Source organism: Flavobacterium sp. (assembly GCF_017744675.1).
Classification (GTDB): domain Bacteria; phylum Bacteroidota; class Bacteroidia; order Flavobacteriales; family Flavobacteriaceae; genus Flavobacterium.
Window position 1 is genome coordinate 809,423 of the sequence record NZ_JAGIAV010000001.1, and the last position, 17,324, is coordinate 826,746.

Consider the following 17,324-nt stretch of genomic DNA (forward strand, 5'->3'; position numbering starts at 1 on the left):
GTGTAACCTTTGTGCATCTTTGCGTAACATTTTATTCAATTATATATTCCACAGAGATTCATAAAGTTTTTCGCGAAGACACACAGAGATTAAAATTAACTTAGCGTATCTCTGTGTAGCCTTTGTGCATCTCTGCGGTATAGCCATTAGAATTTCCAGATTCCATAAACCTGAATATAATTAAAATTCTGCTCAAAGTTAATCACATAACGCGCACCCAAACTTGGTCCGATTCTAGCAAAGCCAGCTGTTAAATCAAATAAAAGCCCTGTTTTGAAACCCGAAAAACTATTTTTTGCCGTATTCGAATCTGTTGTTGAACTAATTAAAAAGTTTCCTTTATCACCTTCGTAAAGATCAACTTGCACATTTTTATTCTGTTCTGAAGCAACGTTTATATTGGCTTGAATTCCCGCACCAACTCCGATATAGTTATTAATGTTATAGCGAATTAAAACAGGAACTTCCCAATTGATATTTTTGTTTTCAATATTGGTGGTTGTCCGCTGCAATTGCCTAGTTCCGTTAGCATTTGTTAAAAACTCTTCTGTAACGGTGGTTTCGCTGTTGTAATGGTTTAAAGCATTTACCCATTCGACCTGCCAATAAAAGCGGTAGGATTTAAAAGGCGAAATTGTCGCACCAACAAAATAACTCGTCGACTTATCTAAATCCGGATAAAAATTATAACCCGCTTTTGCACCAATAGAAATTCCGGGAAGGAATCGTGTAGTGGCATAATTGGTAATTATGGGTTCGTTTTTATCAAAGATAATTGCTGTTCTACTTTTGGTTTTTACTTTATGAAAATCTTCGCCAAATTTCATCGAATATTTTACAAAACCTTTTGTAGAATCTTTTTCCTGCACATTTTTCTGCTCGCTTCCTGGAAGATAAATGTTTTTAAAGGTGAAAATAATCTGTTTTTGTTTGATAATCGTATCGAGACAGCTTGTCGTTGGTTCTTCGCCTTTTGGACAAATCGGACATTCAGGATACATGCTTTCTATCTGGAAAGTCTTTTTATCGAACATATCGGGAACATCAGTTTCTAAACGGATTTTTCGTGCTGGACCTTCGCCATTATTCTGAAATCGGGTTTTAAAATTTACGCGTTTAAAACGAACCAACCTGTAATTCATGAAACGTCCATTAGAGCCCATTTTATTTGGATCGTGAGAAGTCACAATTTCCATTTCAAGATTTTTTACTTTGTGGTTTTTATAACTTCGATTCGGAACATAAATACCGCGCATCGTAACTGTTGCACTGGTGTCTTTTATCATTTCTGGAGTTGTTTTGAAGGTATAAAAGACATTTCGGGTTTCGCCAGGATTGGCATCATCAAATTCTAAAATCGACACATTATGATACGTTTTATTGGCATCTAAAAGAGAGGCATCCAAATCTTCTTCGGTCGTAGTATTTCGGTATTTCTTGGTTTTGAAGTTCGCTTCGGCGGAAGCCAAAAAAGTATTTGAATCGTTAAGATCATCAACAGAAGCAACTAGTTTTTCTTTTACCTCTCGTTCGCCAGCATACGTTCTAAAATCGCTTAATTCAAAGTTATTGTGTTTAAATTGCTTTTCGTTGTAAAAAAGATACAGCTTACCGCTTGAAACATAATTCTCCAAATTCTGATAACTTACCACAACTACCATTTCCTGTTCTGGAATCGGATCACAGTTTTTAATAATGGCAAAACCGTTCTGGTCGGCTATAGAAGCAATATCTTTATAATTGGTATCGGTAAGATCATTTACAGCCACTTTTTTCGGACGCGTCGCAGGAGGTTTTCCGTTGTCATAATTATTGGTTACGGCAAGTCTCGTGGTGTATGTGCCTTTGTTTTTATAAACATGTTTAGGTTCGGCTTCTTTGCTATAATGCCCATCTCCAAGTTCCCATAAATAAGAATAACTTGGTTTTGGCGCACCCGCAATAGGAATCAAAGGCGGAGTTTCGGGTTTAAAAATAACCTGATTTCCGTTTTGAGTAAAACCAATATTGGCTCTTCGGGTTATGGTGTCTTTTACTTTGGTTTGACCTATTGCAAGAATAGAAAATAAAATAAAGAAAATAGACAGTTGTGGTTTCATAACTAGACAGTTTTTGGCCTTAAAATCATCAAAATCAATTTTAAAACAAGATTAAATGTAAAAAAAAGTGATGAGCAAATCACCACTTTTTCTCAAAAAAAGCATTTATTAAGTTACTGTATGGCATTAATAGCAGCAACCAGTTGAGCTTCTGTGCCGACTGTTGTTTCGGCCAAATTAAATTCGTAAACCGCATTTGCAGAAATTGTCACGCCTTTTATCGCATAACGCCAGTTTCCGTTATCTTCTGTTGCAAAAATGATATGGCACGCTAATCCAATCGGAATTTGACCGTAATGTTCGCTAAACAATCCTTCAGCAGTATAAGTGTCCAATTTGGCAAGGGCATTTGTGCCTTCTCCATCATAAGAAAGATAAACGGCGCTGTTCGTATTATTGTATCCGTCAGGAACATCAACCAAAAGAGTTGTTTTTGGTCTTGGATCACTGTAAAAACGGTCTACATTGGTCCATCCAAAATTTCCGAAAGTCACATAATAATTGTTTCCTTCGCCTTGTACACCGCCTTTTCCGCCAGTTCCGTCTGCATTTGCTTTTGCTTCTCTCCAAGCCAATTCGCCATTTTCATCTATAACTCCAGTCCATAAAGTCATTAAATTATCAAAACCATTTGTAAGTGCCGTTGGAACAATCATGTTCATTGTGCAAGAAGTTTTTAATTCGACTCCTCCCTGAGTTGCTTTGATGAAGAATTCTCCTCCAGAAATTAAAAGATTTTTCTTTCCGTCTGCTGTAATTCCCATTGTCGGTTTATTGGTTACCAGCATATTTCCTTTGTCAAAAAGCTCAATATATTCAATATCAATTTGTCCTGTTACAGGATTTCCGTTTTTGGTCAAACAATCTCCATTAATGTAAAGCTTTACACCCTTTGCAGAGGTTAAGGTTACAACGCCATTTCCTGCGGTCATGGTAAAATTTTGGGTATTTCTTTTTACTCCTTTTTCGCTTATGCTTTTAAATGCTGCAGAAGTCGGTGGAGAAAGTTTGATTTCGTCTCCGTCTGTATTATCGCAGCTTGCAAAAACCGTCATTGCTAGTATTAAAAGTCCGATTTTTTTAAAATTTGTTTTCATAATGTTTAGTTTTAAAATCTGACCTGAATGTTTCAGGCAATTTCAGATTTGGTTAATTAATTTTAATCGTAAATCAATTTGGGTTTGATTTTGTTACCCTTGGTTTGAGAAATATTTTTAAAAGTTTTTATAGGAGTATATCAGCAGGCTTTAAAATTTGTTACCCCTTAAATAGAAATGCATTTGTCTTCAAACAGATTACCGTCTTCGTCAACAGCAACCAAAATGTCTTTTTTACGGGAAAATTTCACAATAAGATAAATCCAAACAATCAGCCAGAAACCCAGGGTGGCGATGGTCAAAAAGAAATGAAAACTATGATTGATGGTCTTCTTTTCTTTAGACAAAACCACATAAGGCAGTTTCTCATTTTGTTCTGTAATAACAAAACCGTTGCGTGTTTTGGCGGCGATTATTTCGTAAAATCGATCTAGGTTTTTTTCAGTAATAAATTGGTAACTTTCCATTTCTTTTAATTTTTTAAAGGTTTTTAAAAGACTTTTGTTTGGATATATACAATTGACTGTAATATTGTTACCTCTTGTTTTTTAAAATTTTTAAGATTCTTTTTTTAAATTAGCTGTAAAATGTTTTTTTATGGATCTAAATAAAATTCATCCTGATCAAAAATATATCGACGGACTTGCTGCAAATGATTCGTTAGTGATTGAAATGATATATAAGAAATTTGCGCCCAAAGTGGTCCAGTTTATCACCAATAACTCTGGAGATAAAGATCAAGCTCAGGATGTGATTCAGGAAATCATGATTTTGCTTTTTAATCAGGCAAAAGCCGGAAAACTTCTTTTAACCTGTCCGTTTGATGCTTACTTTTTCTTGTTGTGCAAAAGACGCTGGCTGAACGAGCTGAAAAATTCTGCCAATAAAGGGGTAACAATTTATGAGAATGTGGTATCTATAAATGAATCTGCTCACGAATTGATTGCACAAGCCGAAGAATTTGATGAAAAACAGAAGCTTTTTGAAACCATGTTTGAAAAACTGGGAGAAAAATGCCAAGAAGTTTTGAAACTCAGCTTTTCTTTAAAATCGATGGAAGAAGTAGCTCAAAAGCTCAACGTAACTTACGGATATGTCCGAAAAAAGAAATCGTTGTGTGTAGGTCAGCTAACGCAGTGGATTCGGGAAGCGAAAAATTTTAACTCTTTAAAAAACAATTAGTCATGAACGAAGAACGCTATATATTATTTGACCAATATCTTCAAGGCGAACTGACCGTTGATGAAAAAAACAATTTTGAGAAACAATTATCTGAAGATGCAGCATTGGCCTCTGAGTTTGAAAGTTTCAAGGAAATGCATTTTCAGCTGGAAAATAAATTTGGAAGACAACAGGAACGAGCAGTTTTTGAAGAAAATCTGACTCGAATTTCGGATAAATACTTCAATAAAAACAATCATAAAGTAGTATCTCTTAAACCTTGGTATTTTGCCGTGGCAGCATCTGTAATTATTATGTTCGGGTTGTTTTTCTTCGATTACAGGCATAATCCTTCTTTTGACGATTATAACCATCCAGAAAGCGCTTATTTTACAGAAAGAGGCGTTTCTGAAGCAATTTTAAAACAAGCAGAGAATAATTTTAACGGAAAAAGATACGAAACTGCGATTCCGATTTTTGAAATGATTTTAAAACAGAACAATTCAGACGAAATTAAATATTTCTATGCCGTTTCGTTATTGCAGGTAAGCAAATACGCAAAAGCAGAAACTATTTTTAAAGAATTGGAAGCTGGAAATTCGGTTTACAAAGAAAAAGCAAAATGGAATCTGGCCTTGTCTAAGCTAAAACAAGGAAAATATAACGAATGTAAAGCCATTTTACAGACCATTTCGCAGGACTACGAAGACTATGATGACGTAGAACAGCTTTTGGAAGAATTGGACTAAAACTGTAGTTAATAAGAAAAAATTTTCTCGCTTTACGGGAAACCTCAATCGAATTTGGAATTTTAGTTCTAAATTCGATTTTCTTTTTAAAGATCAGCCCAAAAAACAAACTAACCGAACCCGAATGAACCCAAAATGAAAAAAGTTGCCCTACTATTTCTATTTGTTTTTTCGCAAACCATTTTTAGTTTCAATAAAATTACTGAAACTGAAAGACTAGCGGCAACTTGTAAAGTATGGGGATTTTTGAAATATTATCATCCGAAAGTTGCCGGTGGAGAGTTGAATTGGGACAATCAGCTTTTGGAGAAATTGCCATTAATAGAAAAGGCGCAAACCAAAGAAGAATTTTCGTTAATCTTAGAAAATTGGATTGATGATCTAGGGCCAGTAAAAGAAATTGCACTGATAGCTGTGCCAAAAGACGTTAAGTTCTTTGACAAGAATTTTGATTTAAGCTGGTTTAATAATAAGCTGTTTTCTAAAAAGCTTTCTAAGAAATTAAAATTTATTGAAGAAAACAGGTTTCAAAGTAATGAAGAATTTGGACCAAACTTTGACGGTTTTAAAAACGAGAAAAATTATTTTAATCTAGAGTGTACTGATAAAAATTCAAAGCTTTTAATGCTTTACGCGTATTGGAATGTAGTAGAATATTATTTTCCGTATAAATATATAATGGACCAGAAATGGGATCAAACTTTAAATGAGATTTTACCTTCTGTTGTTCAGTCAAAGACTTCAGAAGATTTTTATAAAATATTACGAAAAGCAGTTGTAAAACTCGATGATAGCCATGTTGTGTTTCACATATATCCAACTTCATCAACATTAAAAAAGAGTTTCTATTATTTTCCAGCAACAGGCAAAATAATGGAAGAAAAGCTTGTTATCACAGAGATTTTAGGAGACAGTTTAGCAGAAGCAGATAATATTAAAATTGGTACAGTTATTACTAAAATTAACGATAAAAGCATCAAAGAAATTATTGAAGAGAAAAGAGAATTGATTCCTGCTTCAAATGAGGTTTCTTATTTGGACAAAGTTATAGGTATGATTCTAATGAGCGAATCGGATAAGGTTCAAGTAGAATTTTTAAAAGACGGAAAATACGAAACAAAATCAATGACTTGGTTTAATTATCACGATTCGCATCGAAATGAGTATAAAAAAGGAGCTCAGAAAAAGAAAGATAAATTTAAACTTTTGGATAATAATATTGGTTATGTAAACATGGGTGTTATTAAACCCAAAAATGTTCCCGATATGATTGAAGCTCTTAAATCGACAAAAGCAATAGTTTTTGATATGCGAAATTACCCAAACGGAACTTATAAAGACATTTCAGATTTTTTGAATCCTGAGGAAAAGAAGTTTGTCATTTATACATATCCTTATTTAAATTATCCAGGAAGGTATTATTGGACAGAAGGAAGAAGTACAGGATTTGAAAATAAAGATTATTATAAAGGGAAAGTCGTTGTATTGCTGAATGAAGATTCTATAAGTCAGTCAGAATGGACTGCAATGTGTTTTCAGACGGCTGGAAATACTACCATTATAGGAAGTCAAACTGCTGGAGCAGATGGCAATGTGTTTGAATTTGATTTCAAGGGATTTCATACAGGTTTTTCAGGAATTGGCGTTTACTACCCAGACGGGAGAGAGACACAGCGTGTAGGAATTGTACCTGATATTGAAATAAAACCAACAATTTTAGGCATTCAGCAAGGCAAAGATGAAGTTTTGGAACGGGCTTTGCTATATATAGAAAATGGAAAATAAAACCTATTTGGTCGTACTGAAGAACGAGGGATCGCACTAGCTGATCGAGAGAAAAAATGGGGGTTTTCTTTTCGAAGCTTCTTGTGAGGTCCTTCGTTCCTCAGAATGACATTAGGTGATTATTATTCTGGCCTTTGTTAAAGTTTACAACTTTGACAAAGGTTTTTTTTGTGTCATCCTGAGCGATCCAACGCTTTAGGAAAGGATCGCGTTGAGAATCGACAAAGTTTAGTGATTAGCTATATGGGCTTCGATTTCGCTCAGCCTGACAAAACCGGAATAAAAAATCCGTGACAATCCGCGTTTTCACGAAGTGAATCCGTTGCATCCGCGTGCCAATCGCACAGAATTGCTATTCTTTTAATATTGTCGTAATTTTGGCGCTTTAAAATTATAGCCTTGAATTCAACACCTATTATTACCGATACCCACACCCATTTATATTCTGAAGAATTTGATCAGGATCGCGACGCTATGATTCAGCGCGCCATTGATGCTGGAATTACACGCTTTTTTATTCCTGCCATTGATGCTGCCGCAACACAATCTATGTACGATTTAGAGAAAAATTATCCTGAAAATATATTCTTAATGATGGGGTTGCATCCCACTTACGTGAAAGATAATTATCTGGACGAATTGGCACATGTAGAAGCAGAATTGTCTAAAAGAAAATTCTATGCAGTGGGCGAAATCGGGATCGATTTATATTGGGATAAAACACATTTGAAAGAACAGCAAATCGCTTTTAAAAGACAAATTCAGCTGGCAAAACAATACAAATTGCCAATCGTAATTCATTGCCGAGAAGCTTTTGATGAAATATTTGAAGTGCTGGAAGAAGAAAAATCTGAAGATTTATTTGGGATTTTTCATTGTTTTTCCGGAACTTTAGAACAAGCAGAGCGTGCGATTTCTTACAAAATGAAATTAGGAATTGGCGGAGTGGTTACTTTTAAGAACGGAAAAATCGATCAGTTTTTAAATCAAATCGATTTAAAGCACATCGTTCTCGAGACAGACTCTCCTTATTTGGCACCAATTCCGTATAGAGGAAAAAGAAACGAAAGCAGTTACTTGGTAAATGTTATTGCTAAATTAAGCGATATATACAGCGTTTCTGCAGAAGAAATTGCAGCAATTACAACCCAAAATTCCAAAGACGTTTTCGGGATTTAACTTGTACCTTACAAAACTTTAATTTTTTTTTTGTTCTTTTGCCCACTTAAACCCAAATAAATAATGCAGAAATTTGATGCCATTCGACCGTTTTATGATTCCGAAATAAACGAAGCACTTCATGGTGTGGTAAATCATCCAATGATGAAAACCATGATGAACTTTACTTTTCCGGATGTAGAAGATGAGGTTTGGAAGGAACAATTGAAGAAAACACATTCTATTCGTGATTTTCAGTGCAATTTTATTTACCATACCATTCAGAAAGTTCTAGAAAAAAGCTCTGAAGGCCTAACGACTTCAGGTTTTGAAAAATTAGAACCTAATACTTCTTATTTGTTTATCTCCAATCATAGAGATATTCTTTTGGATACCACATTATTGAATGTTTGCTTGTTTGAGCATGGTTTGGTAATGACAGCTTCGGCAATTGGAGACAATTTGGTAAAGAAAGCTTTCTTGGCGACTTTAGCAAAATTAAACCGAAACTTTTTGGTTTTAAGAGGATTAACGCCTCGAGAAATGTTGCAAAGCTCAAAATTATTGTCTGAATATATGGGACAATTATTGCTTCGCGAAAACCGTTCGGTTTGGATTGCACAAAGAGAAGGAAGAACAAAAGACGGAAACGATGAAACCAATCCAGGAGTTTTAAAAATGATTGGAATGGGTTCTGATGAAGAAAACTTAATGGATTATTTTAAGAAATTAAAAATCGTTCCGGTTTCTATTTCTTACGAATATGATCCTACCGATGTCTTGAAAATGCCACAATTAATGGCAGAAGCAAACAACGAAGTTTACGTAAAAGATAAAAACGAAGATTTCATGACCATTTTAAGCGGTATCATGGGAACTAAGAAAAGAATACACATTTCTGTTGGCGATGTTTTAGATGCAGAAATCGATCAGATTGTGGCAGAAAATGACAATGCAAACAAACAAGTTCAGGCTTTGGCACAAACTATTGATGATGTTATTTTGAAAAACTATCAGTTATGGCCAACAAATTTTATTGCTTACGATATTTTAAACGAAACTGACAAGTTCGCTCACAAATACAAAGAGAGCGAAAAACAGCTTTTTGAACGCCGTTTAGAAATGCGTATCGGAAGCGATAATCCTGTGACAAGACAAGGATTTTTAGCTATGTATGCGAATCCTGTTGTCAATAAATTAAAATACCAAGATGTCATCTAAAGCAAAAATATTATTGATTTATACCGGAGGCACGATCGGTATGAGCAAAGATTTTGAAACTGGAGCACTTAAAGCCTTCAATTTTGGTAAATTAATTCAGAAAATTCCAGAAATCAAACAATTGGACTGCGAAATTGAATCAATTTCATTTGAACATCCAATTGATTCTTCGAATATGAATCCGCAAATGTGGACCAAAATTGCCACAATGATTGAGGAAAATTACGCTTCTTTTGACGGATTTGTAGTTCTTCACGGATCAGATACCATGTCGTATTCGGCTTCGGCATTGAGTTTTATGCTGGAGAATTTAGCAAAACCAGTTGTGTTTACAGGCTCGCAATTGCCAATTGGAGATTTGCGTACCGATGCCAAAGAAAACTTGATTACAGCAATTCAGATTGCGTCTCTTCAAGAAAACGGAAAACCAGTTATTACTGAAGTTTGCTTGTATTTTGAATACAAATTATACCGAGGAAATAGAACATCTAAGGTAAATGCAGAACATTTTAGAGCTTTTACGGCACCAAATTATCCAGAATTGGTAGAATCTGGAGTGCATTTAACCTTAAACAGACATTTATTTCTTCCTGTAAATAAGGATGCGAAACTAATCGTTCATAAAAACTTAGACAATCATGTTGCGATCATAAAAATGTTTCCAGGAATGAGCGAAATTGTTCTCGCTTCAATTTTGGCAACATCAGGCTTACGCGGAATCGTTTTAGAAACTTACGGTTCTGGAAATGCACCAACCGAAGATTGGTTTTTAAACCTAATCGAAAAAGCCATCAAATCGGGAATGTATATCGTAAACGTAACACAATGTTCAGGCGGAAGTGTGAATATGGGACAATACGAAACCAGTACAGCCCTAAAATCTTTAGGCGTGATTTCTGGAAAAGACATTACGACAGAAGCCGCAATTACAAAACTGATGTATTTGCTTGGACATGATATTCCGCAAAATGAGTTTAAAGATATTTTTGAAACGGCTCTTCGCGGAGAAATTTCGTAGATAAAAATTCCAATTTTTTAAATTCCAAATTCCAATACTTTGTATAAAACAAAAGATGGAATTTGGATTTTTTTTAAAGAATTAGCGTTTGGTTTGTCATCCTGACGAAGGAAGGATCACACCAGAAACTCGCCAAAGATTGAATCTTTTACATTCGGAATTACTAGTGTGATCCTTCCTTCGTCAGGATGACAAGATTGTGGATAATTGGAATGGTAAGAACTTTGTCAAAGTTTCAAACTTTGACAAAGTTGAACACGTTCAGTTTGTCATTTCCACTCCAATATTGGAATTTGGGTTTTTTATTTTGGAATTTTCTTAGAATTGGAATTTAATTTTTGGAATTTCGATAGGGCACCGGGCAAGTCTCCAAATCCTCGATAGCTTTATTTTTTTTGTAATGCAAATAAACAACCACAGAAATAATACAGATAATTCCCTGAATGGCAACTGTAGCTCTTACGCCTAAAAAGTGAGATACATAACCGATAATCAAACTTCCAACAGGAATCATTCCTTGATAAGCCATCATGTAATAGCTGATACTTCTGGAACGCATATGAACAGAACTATGAGTTTGAATGTAAATGTTGATAGAAGAAGTTTGTCCCATCATTCCGATTCCGCTTAATGTCATACAAATTAGAGCGATGGTTATACTGTTTGAAACAGCCAGAATAATCACACTGAAACCAAGAAGTAAACTTGCTGAGATCATTAGTTTGCTCATATTTTCGGCAGATTTTAGATTGGCTAGATAAATCGCAGATAAAATAGAACCAATTCCGGCAGCGCTTTCAAACCAGCTGAAAGTTTGAGCGTTTCCGCTAAAAATGTCTTTTGCAAAAACCGGCATCAAAGTGTTAAAAGAAATTACAAACAAACTACTGCAAGTTAGCATCAAAAGCATTCTGGCCATTTCTGCTTCTTTCTTCACATAATCCAAACCTTGGATAAGATCGTCTAGCATATTCAGTTTGTTTTCGGCTTTAATGTGTGGCGTAATTTTCATCATCATTAATGAAATCAAAACAGGCACATAACTGACGAAGTTTCCAATAAAACAGACATCTTCTCCGTATTGATGCAGAATAATTCCCGCAAGGGCAGGTCCTGCAATTCGAGCAAAATTGTTGAGCGTTGAATTCAGTGCCACGGCATTTGGCAAATCTTCTTTATTGTCTACAATATCAATCATCATGGTTTGACGACAGGTCATATCAAAAGCATTGATAATTCCTTGAATAAGGCTCAATGCCAGAATAAAATTGATATTATAAATTTTGAGATAAATAAGCAAAGCTAAAGTCCCTGCCTGAAGCATTGCCAAAGATTGCAATACTATCATGGCGCGGTGTCTGTCGTAACGCCCAATGATACTTCCTGCCAAAGGTGCTAGAAACAAAGACGGAATCATGCTTAAGAAAGTGGCTAAACCTAATAAAAATACAGATCCTGTAATGCTGTAAACCATCCAGCTTACTGCTGTTTTCTGCATCCAGGTTCCGATGAGAGATACAGATTGACCGTAGAAAAATAACTTGAAATTTTTTGATTTTAACGCCTTGAACATAATCCTAAATATTTTATACAAAGGTCGGGATTATGATAGCATTAGAAAAATTAATAATTTTACTGATAATAAGTAATAAAACTTATCAACATGGAAATTTACCAACTGCAGTATTTTATTAAAACAGCTGAGGTTTTGCATTTTACAAAAGCGGCCGAATTGTGTTTTGTGACACAATCGGGACTTTCGCAGCAAATAAAAAAACTCGAAGAAGAACTCGGTTTGCCTTTGTTTAAGCGAATTGGAAAAAAAGTGCAATTGACAGAAGCGGGTTCGGTTTTTTTAATTCATGCCAAAAAAGTGGTAGAAAATGTAGAAAACGGAAAACAGGCAATCGAGGATTTAAACGAAATGATTGGCGGCGAATTGCGAATTGGTGTGACTTATATTTTTGGTTTATTGATTCTGCCAGTTGTAAATGCATTTGCTAAGAAATATCAAAGCCTTAAAATCATTGTAGAATATGGAACAACAGAAACTCTTGAACAAAAATTGATCGATAACGAATTGGATTTGGTATTAGTTATTTCCTCACATCAAATTGAGGGCCTGATACAGAAAGTGCCTCTATTTACTTCAAATATGGTTTTGGTGGTTTCTAAAAATCATGCTTTGGCACATTTGGATAAAATTGCTTTTAAGAAAATAGAAGAGATTCCGTTGATATTGCCCGGAAAAGGATCCAATTCGCGAGAGTATGTCGAAGAGCTGTTTAAGAAATTTAATATGAAACCTAAAATTTCGATAGAACTTCAATCTATTCATGCCTTATTGCAAATGGTAGAAAACAGCGATTGGGCTACTATTGTAGCCGAAATGGCTTTGAAAGATTGGGATCAACTTAGAGCAATACAGATTACAGGTGTTTCTACCAAAAGAGATTCGTATATGCTGACAATGGGAGGTTACCAGAAAAAAGCCGTAAAATTGTTTATGGAAGAATTTAAAAAAAGCATATAAGTAAGTAGAATTTTGACTTTGTAAACTCGATTTTTTTTGTTTCTTTGCAGACCACAATAGAAAGGTGTCCGAGTGGTTTAAGGAGCTAGCCTGGAAAGCTAGTATATGGGTAACTGTATCGAGGGTTCGAATCCCTTCCTTTCTGCGAAATTTTAATTTAAGATAATACCAAACCTCGAAATGAAGATTTCGAGGTTTTTTTATAACTTTCTTTTAAATTAATAGATTACTTTTTTAACTGTCTGATGACTAAAAAAAAATGAGTAATTTTTAGAATGATTGATTTTGTAGAAATTAATAAAAAGAAAAATGACAAAAAGTGAAATTTTAATATATAGTACAATTGATGGTTTGATTAAGATTCAAACACGATTAGAAAATGATACTGTTTGGCTTACGCAAGCACAAATGGCAGAGCTTTTTGGTAAAGATAGGAGTGTCGTTAGCAAACATATTGCAAATGTTTTTAAGGAAGGTGAGTTAGAAGAAAAAAGCAATGTGCAAATTTTGCACATTGCAAATTCAGACAAACCAGTTAAGTTTTATAATCTTGAAGTTATAATTTCAGTAGGTTATAGGGTTAAGAGTATTCAAGGAACTCGATTTCGTCAATGGGCAACCGCAAGGCTTCGTGAATATATTGTAAAAGGATTTACAATGAACGACGAAATGCTGAAACAAACAGATAAAGATGGTTATTTTGAAGAACTATTGGCGCGTATTCGCGACATTCGTTCGTCTGAAAAAGTATTTTGGAGAAAGGTTTTAGATATTTATGCAACAAGTATTGATTATGATCCTAAAGCCGAAAGCAGCAAATTGTTTTTTCAAACTATACAGAATAAAATGCACTGGGCAGCTCACGGGCATACAGCAGCCGAAATTATTTATGAACGTATAAATGCCCAATTACCAAATTTAGGTTTGACCAGTTTTAGAGGTGAAAAGCCAACGAAACAAGAAACAGAGATAGCTAAAAATTATTTGAATGAAGATGAACTAAATATTTTAAATCGAATGGTAACGGCTTATTTGGATCTTGCTGAAATACAAGCTTTAAATAGAAAGCCAATGTATATGAAAACTTGGATAGATAAGCTGGACGACTTTATTAAAATTACAGGTAATGAAATTTTACAACATAATGGTTCTGTAAGCCATCAAAAAGCTTTAGATAAGGCGAATGATGAATATGTAAAATTCAAAGAGCAGACTAAAAACGATCTTTCTGAAGCTGAAAAACATTTTATAAAAAATATAGAAGAAACAAGTAAAATGCTAAATCCAAAGAAAAAATAATGGTAAAGCTAATATTTAGAATTTAATAATAGATAACAAACTTCTAATCTAGCCCCGATAGTAGCGGTATCCTTTTGTAGTGGCGTTCGAATTTCTTCCTTTCTGCAAAATAAAAAACCGCAATTTCATCAAAATGGAATCGCGGTTTTTGAATTTTTATAAATCAAAAGAATTTGTTTCCCTTTAATCAACTTCTCTAAATATTCATTTTTATCTTTTTCAGATTGCAGTAAACGTTCATGTATTTACAATTTAATCTCAAATAAACTAAAAGAGCCTTCTTTATAATGTTCTGGTAATTCGTTTGTCCATTCAATAGTGCTTATTCCTTTGTATTGAAAACCGCAGCTGGTGTAATACTTATTTATTCTTTCGTTTCCGCTGTGTGTGTCAAGTCGAATATATTTTTTGCCGTTTTCTTTGGCATATTCTTTCACCCATTCTATAATCTTTTTAACATATGATTGTCCTCTAAACTTTGGGTTTGTAGCAATGCGATGCAAATAAACTGCTGGATCTTTGCTGGCTTCTTTCCAGATAATTAAATCGTTGAAAGTAAGTACAAATGTGCAGGCAACTTCTTTTTCTTCTTTGATTATAAAATGACGGTTTTCCGCAATTTCTTTTTCTATTAATGCTCTTTCAAAACCTCTCCAGCTTTTGTTGTTTACCGTTTTTTGATATGAGGTAGCTTGGTTATAAATATCGAAAACGGCATCGATATCTTGAATTGTAGTTTCAAAAAATTCCATTATTGGGCTTTATTCTGTAAATTAATGAATCTTCAAAGATAAATCTTTCAGCAGCTTTAAGGAATCGAAATGCTTAATTTATTTTTTTTATCAGAGTTTAACCAAACTACATTTTGTTCAGATTTATGATTTTGGCCAATAATGTCTTTGTATAGTTCTGGCCTTCTAGCTTTTAAATATCGGTTTCCTCCAGCTTGAATGCATTTTTCGGGAGTAAGTACGGCCGTCGCAAAAGAATCCTCAAAAGTGCGGCATTCTGCGAGAATATCTCCAAAAGGATCAATAATCATAGAACAGCCATTTTTTAATTGGTCATCGTCCATTCCAATCGGATTTGAAAATACGGCATAAATCGCATTGTCATAAGCTCTTGCAGGAAGCCATTTCATTAACCAGTCTCTGCCTTTCATTCCGTCAAATTCTAATCTTAGCGAAGTTGGATCCGTTTCTCGATTTTCCCAAAGCTGAGGCGAAACAAAACCAGCACCTGGGCGAGTAGAAGGTGTACACATTGTAACGTGTGGCATAAAAATAATGTCGGCACCCAGAAGTTTTGTAGCTCGCACGTTTTCAATAATATTATTGTCGTAACAGATTAAAATACCGCATTTCCAACCTTCTATTTCAAAAATGCAATATTGGTTTCCAGCAGTTAAATGCGGATTGATAAAAGGATGTAGTTTGCGATATTTGGCCACTAAACCATTTTTATCAACACAAACATAGGCTTTGAACAAATTATCATTTTCGTCTTTTTCAAAGAGTCCAGCCAATATTACAATATTATTTTTCTTCGCAATTTCGATCAATTTTTGAATGCTTTCTCCACTCGGAATTATTTCTGCTAAGTCTAACATTTGCTCTTTTGATAGCTTTCTTGCAAAAGTGTATCCAGTAATAGAACATTCGTGAAAAGAAATCACATTGCAGCCTTCTAACGATGCTTTTTGAGAAAGTTTTTCAATTACAGATAAGTTATAGTTTTTATCGCCACTTTTATTTTCAAACTGAGCGGTGGCTATTTTTAGATTTTTCATATTGATACTATTAATGTAGACCAAAAATAGTAGCAACGGTGTTTTAAAAATTGTACAAAACCGACATTTTAAAATACAAGAGAAGAAGAGGTCTTGATCAGATTGTTGGTTAATTTTTTGGTGCTGTACAAGTATTCCCTTGGAGTTATTCCGGTATGTTTTTTAAATTCTTTTATCAAATGCGATTGATCCGAAAACCCTGCATCGTAACCGATAGATGTTAGATTGACATCTGATGTTTTGTCTTTAAGCAGTTTTAGAAAATGATGAAGGCGTACAACACTGCCAAATTTTTTAGGACTTAGCCCGACACATTCTTTGAATTTTCGTTCCAGATGTCTTTCCGTGTAGTTGGTATAGCCTGCTAATTGTTTTAAAGAAAAGTATCCTTTATGAGCAAGAATAAAATCTAAAGAAGTGTTTATTATGAGCTGATTTGAAAAGGTTTTTTTGTCTAAAAGTGTTTTGAAAAAATGATTTAGAAGTTCGATTTTTTGCCCGTAATTAACTCCTTCTGATAGTTTTTCCTGAAGATCTAAGCCTTTTTGATCAAATATATCTTCCAAGTTAAGAATTGAATTCTGAAATTCGTAAGCAGGAATCTGAAGCAGCTGGTTCATACCATTGGGCTGAAAAACTACAATTACTAGAGTAAATTCATGGTCAGAGTAAATATCCTTGAAACCATCTAGTTGTCCGTATAAAAAAGAGCTCGGCAAATATTCTTTTGTTTCTTTATTAATGCCAGAGATAAGCCTGTTTTGGAAAGAAAATACAATTCCGGTATTGCCATCAGAAAATAGTCGAAGTTTTTGAATAGCACGATCCGTATTTTCTAAAAATAGATAATGTTTAATATAGGGAGCTAATTCTTTTGATGGTAAAACCTGCATGATTAAATATTTGACGAAACCATTTAAACAAAATTAGCTGTTTTTTTTGATTAAAAAGCACAAATACATAGTCGTAAAAAGTTGTTTGAATACGGTTTTCCACATTATTTTGTTCTAGAATTATTATATATTTGGCTCCTGCGTAATATAAATAACTTGATGGATTTACCTCCTTATTCGCCAGGATTGCATAAACTGGTTACTCTAAATGTCGTTCAAACTTCGAAGCTTACCAATAGTAAAGGTTTTGTTGCGGTTACCAATTCTATTTTAGAAAAATACGAATTGGAGAAGGTTGGGGCAGTGGTTCACGATTTTGAAAATGATAGTTTTACGATTTCGTACTGCCTGAAAGAATCGCATATTTGTATACACACTTGGCCAGAATACAATCAGCTTACTTTAGACGTTTATTTGTGCAATTATCTCCAAGATAATACAGCAAAAGTGCGTGCTGTAATGGCTGATTATGTGGCTTATTTTGAAGCAGAAATTATTAAGGATTTTGAAATTAACCGATAA

The 17,324-nt window shown here is 34.3% G+C and carries 16 protein-coding genes and 1 tRNA gene; 10 read left to right on the forward strand and 7 right to left on the reverse strand.

The features are described 5' to 3' along the window. Positions 1 to 146: 146 nt before the first annotated feature. From J7574_RS03550 to J7574_RS03560, 3 genes are all read right to left on the reverse strand, one after another. On the reverse strand, positions 147 to 2,099 hold the full coding sequence (locus J7574_RS03550) for a PKD domain-containing protein (RefSeq protein WP_290964317.1): 1,953 nt from the start codon (positions 2,097 to 2,099) through the stop codon (positions 147 to 149). A gap of 113 nt (positions 2,100 to 2,212) precedes the next feature. After that, positions 2,213 to 3,196, reverse strand: coding sequence for a hypothetical protein (locus J7574_RS03555; RefSeq protein WP_290964320.1), 984 nt, complete (start codon positions 3,194 to 3,196; stop codon positions 2,213 to 2,215). A gap of 167 nt (positions 3,197 to 3,363) precedes the next feature. Further along, on the reverse strand, positions 3,364 to 3,663 hold the full coding sequence (locus J7574_RS03560) for a hypothetical protein (protein WP_290964321.1): 300 nt from the start codon (positions 3,661 to 3,663) through the stop codon (positions 3,364 to 3,366). 130 nt (positions 3,664 to 3,793) lie between these two features. On the opposite strand from J7574_RS03560, the gene J7574_RS03565 reads away from it, so the two are divergent. The 6 genes from J7574_RS03565 to J7574_RS03590 all read left to right on the forward strand — a co-directional run bounded on the left by J7574_RS03565 (position 3,794) and on the right by J7574_RS03590 (position 10,288). Beyond that, entirely contained in the window at positions 3,794 to 4,378 is a 585-nt protein-coding gene (locus tag J7574_RS03565) for a sigma-70 family RNA polymerase sigma factor (RefSeq protein WP_290964324.1), read from the forward strand. Between the two features lie 2 nt (positions 4,379 to 4,380). Beyond that, positions 4,381 to 5,106 (forward strand): tol-pal system YbgF family protein, encoded by a 726-nt coding sequence (locus J7574_RS03570; RefSeq protein ID WP_290964326.1) that lies wholly within the window; start codon positions 4,381 to 4,383, stop codon positions 5,104 to 5,106. A gap of 135 nt (positions 5,107 to 5,241) precedes the next feature. After that, entirely contained in the window at positions 5,242 to 6,891 is a 1,650-nt protein-coding gene (locus tag J7574_RS03575) for a S41 family peptidase (RefSeq protein ID WP_290964328.1), read from the forward strand. A 399-nt stretch (positions 6,892 to 7,290) separates the two neighbouring features. Next, a complete protein-coding gene (locus tag J7574_RS03580; protein ID WP_290964330.1) occupies positions 7,291 to 8,070 on the forward strand; it encodes a TatD family hydrolase in 780 nt (259 codons plus the stop codon). A gap of 63 nt (positions 8,071 to 8,133) precedes the next feature. Continuing rightward, on the forward strand, positions 8,134 to 9,270 hold the full coding sequence (locus tag J7574_RS03585; protein ID WP_290964333.1) for a 1-acyl-sn-glycerol-3-phosphate acyltransferase: 1,137 nt from the start codon (positions 8,134 to 8,136) through the stop codon (positions 9,268 to 9,270). Beyond that, positions 9,260 to 10,288: an asparaginase gene (locus tag J7574_RS03590; RefSeq protein WP_290964335.1), complete on the forward strand. Its 1,029-nt coding sequence runs from the start codon at positions 9,260 to 9,262 to the stop codon at positions 10,286 to 10,288. The genes J7574_RS03585 and J7574_RS03590 overlap by 11 nt, the downstream gene beginning before the upstream one ends. A 331-nt stretch (positions 10,289 to 10,619) precedes the next feature. Here J7574_RS03590 and J7574_RS03595 read toward each other — a convergent pair whose 3' ends face one another. Beyond that, entirely contained in the window at positions 10,620 to 11,861 is a 1,242-nt protein-coding gene (locus tag J7574_RS03595) for an MFS transporter (RefSeq protein WP_290964338.1), read from the reverse strand. 90 nt (positions 11,862 to 11,951) lie between these two features. On the opposite strand from J7574_RS03595, the gene J7574_RS03600 reads away from it, so the two are divergent. The 3 genes from J7574_RS03600 (at position 11,952) to J7574_RS03610 (ending at position 14,120) form a co-directional block, all read left to right on the forward strand. After that, positions 11,952 to 12,821: a LysR substrate-binding domain-containing protein gene (locus tag J7574_RS03600; protein WP_290964340.1), complete on the forward strand. Its 870-nt coding sequence runs from the start codon at positions 11,952 to 11,954 to the stop codon at positions 12,819 to 12,821. A 58-nt stretch (positions 12,822 to 12,879) separates the two neighbouring features. Beyond that, positions 12,880 to 12,966 (forward strand) — tRNA-Ser (locus tag J7574_RS03605). A 164-nt stretch (positions 12,967 to 13,130) separates the two neighbouring features. Then, a complete protein-coding gene (locus tag J7574_RS03610; RefSeq protein ID WP_290964342.1) occupies positions 13,131 to 14,120 on the forward strand; it encodes a virulence RhuM family protein in 990 nt (329 codons plus the stop codon). A 245-nt stretch (positions 14,121 to 14,365) separates the two neighbouring features. On the opposite strand, the gene J7574_RS03615 is transcribed toward J7574_RS03610, so the two are convergent. The 3 genes from J7574_RS03615 to J7574_RS03625 all read right to left on the reverse strand — a co-directional run bounded on the left by J7574_RS03615 (position 14,366) and on the right by J7574_RS03625 (position 16,802). Next, positions 14,366 to 14,872 (reverse strand): N-acetyltransferase, encoded by a 507-nt coding sequence (locus J7574_RS03615; protein ID WP_290964344.1) that lies wholly within the window; start codon positions 14,870 to 14,872, stop codon positions 14,366 to 14,368. 56 nt (positions 14,873 to 14,928) lie between these two features. Next, the gene (locus tag J7574_RS03620; protein WP_290964346.1) at positions 14,929 to 15,909 is read right to left on the reverse strand and encodes a nitrilase family protein; all 981 of its coding nucleotides are present in this window, start codon (positions 15,907 to 15,909) and stop codon (positions 14,929 to 14,931) included. Positions 15,910 to 15,977: 68 nt separating this feature from the next. Then, a complete protein-coding gene (locus J7574_RS03625; RefSeq protein WP_290964348.1) occupies positions 15,978 to 16,802 on the reverse strand; it encodes a helix-turn-helix domain-containing protein in 825 nt (274 codons plus the stop codon). Between the two features lie 159 nt (positions 16,803 to 16,961). On the opposite strand from J7574_RS03625, the gene J7574_RS03630 reads away from it, so the two are divergent. Continuing rightward, the gene (locus tag J7574_RS03630) at positions 16,962 to 17,324 is read left to right on the forward strand and encodes an S-adenosylmethionine decarboxylase family protein (RefSeq protein WP_290964350.1); all 363 of its coding nucleotides are present in this window, start codon (positions 16,962 to 16,964) and stop codon (positions 17,322 to 17,324) included.

Bases quoted from the DNA above. Each gene is read 5' to 3' on its own strand.
- J7574_RS03555 (WP_290964320.1), bottom strand. From the start codon at position 3,196: ATGAAAACAAATTTTAAAAAAATCGGACTTTTAATACTAGCAATGACG.
- J7574_RS03625 (WP_290964348.1), bottom strand. From the start codon at position 16,802: ATGCAGGTTTTACCATCAAAAGAATTAGCTCCCTATATTAAACATTAT.
- J7574_RS03565 (WP_290964324.1), top strand. From the start codon at position 3,794: ATGGATCTAAATAAAATTCATCCTGATCAAAAATATATCGACGGACTT.
- J7574_RS03610 (WP_290964342.1), top strand. From the start codon at position 13,131: ATGACAAAAAGTGAAATTTTAATATATAGTACAATTGATGGTTTGATT.
- J7574_RS03585 (WP_290964333.1), top strand. From the start codon at position 8,134: ATGCAGAAATTTGATGCCATTCGACCGTTTTATGATTCCGAAATAAAC.
- J7574_RS03600 (WP_290964340.1), top strand. From the start codon at position 11,952: ATGGAAATTTACCAACTGCAGTATTTTATTAAAACAGCTGAGGTTTTG.
- J7574_RS03575 (WP_290964328.1), top strand. From the start codon at position 5,242: ATGAAAAAAGTTGCCCTACTATTTCTATTTGTTTTTTCGCAAACCATT.
- J7574_RS03620 (WP_290964346.1), bottom strand. From the start codon at position 15,909: ATGAAAAATCTAAAAATAGCCACCGCTCAGTTTGAAAATAAAAGTGGC.
- J7574_RS03615 (WP_290964344.1), bottom strand. From the start codon at position 14,872: ATGGAATTTTTTGAAACTACAATTCAAGATATCGATGCCGTTTTCGAT.
- J7574_RS03590 (WP_290964335.1), top strand. From the start codon at position 9,260: ATGTCATCTAAAGCAAAAATATTATTGATTTATACCGGAGGCACGATC.
- J7574_RS03550 (WP_290964317.1), bottom strand. From the start codon at position 2,099: ATGAAACCACAACTGTCTATTTTCTTTATTTTATTTTCTATTCTTGCA.
- J7574_RS03630 (WP_290964350.1), top strand. From the start codon at position 16,962: ATGGATTTACCTCCTTATTCGCCAGGATTGCATAAACTGGTTACTCTA.
- J7574_RS03595 (WP_290964338.1), bottom strand. From the start codon at position 11,861: ATGTTCAAGGCGTTAAAATCAAAAAATTTCAAGTTATTTTTCTACGGT.
- J7574_RS03570 (WP_290964326.1), top strand. From the start codon at position 4,381: ATGAACGAAGAACGCTATATATTATTTGACCAATATCTTCAAGGCGAA.
- J7574_RS03560 (WP_290964321.1), bottom strand. From the start codon at position 3,663: ATGGAAAGTTACCAATTTATTACTGAAAAAAACCTAGATCGATTTTAC.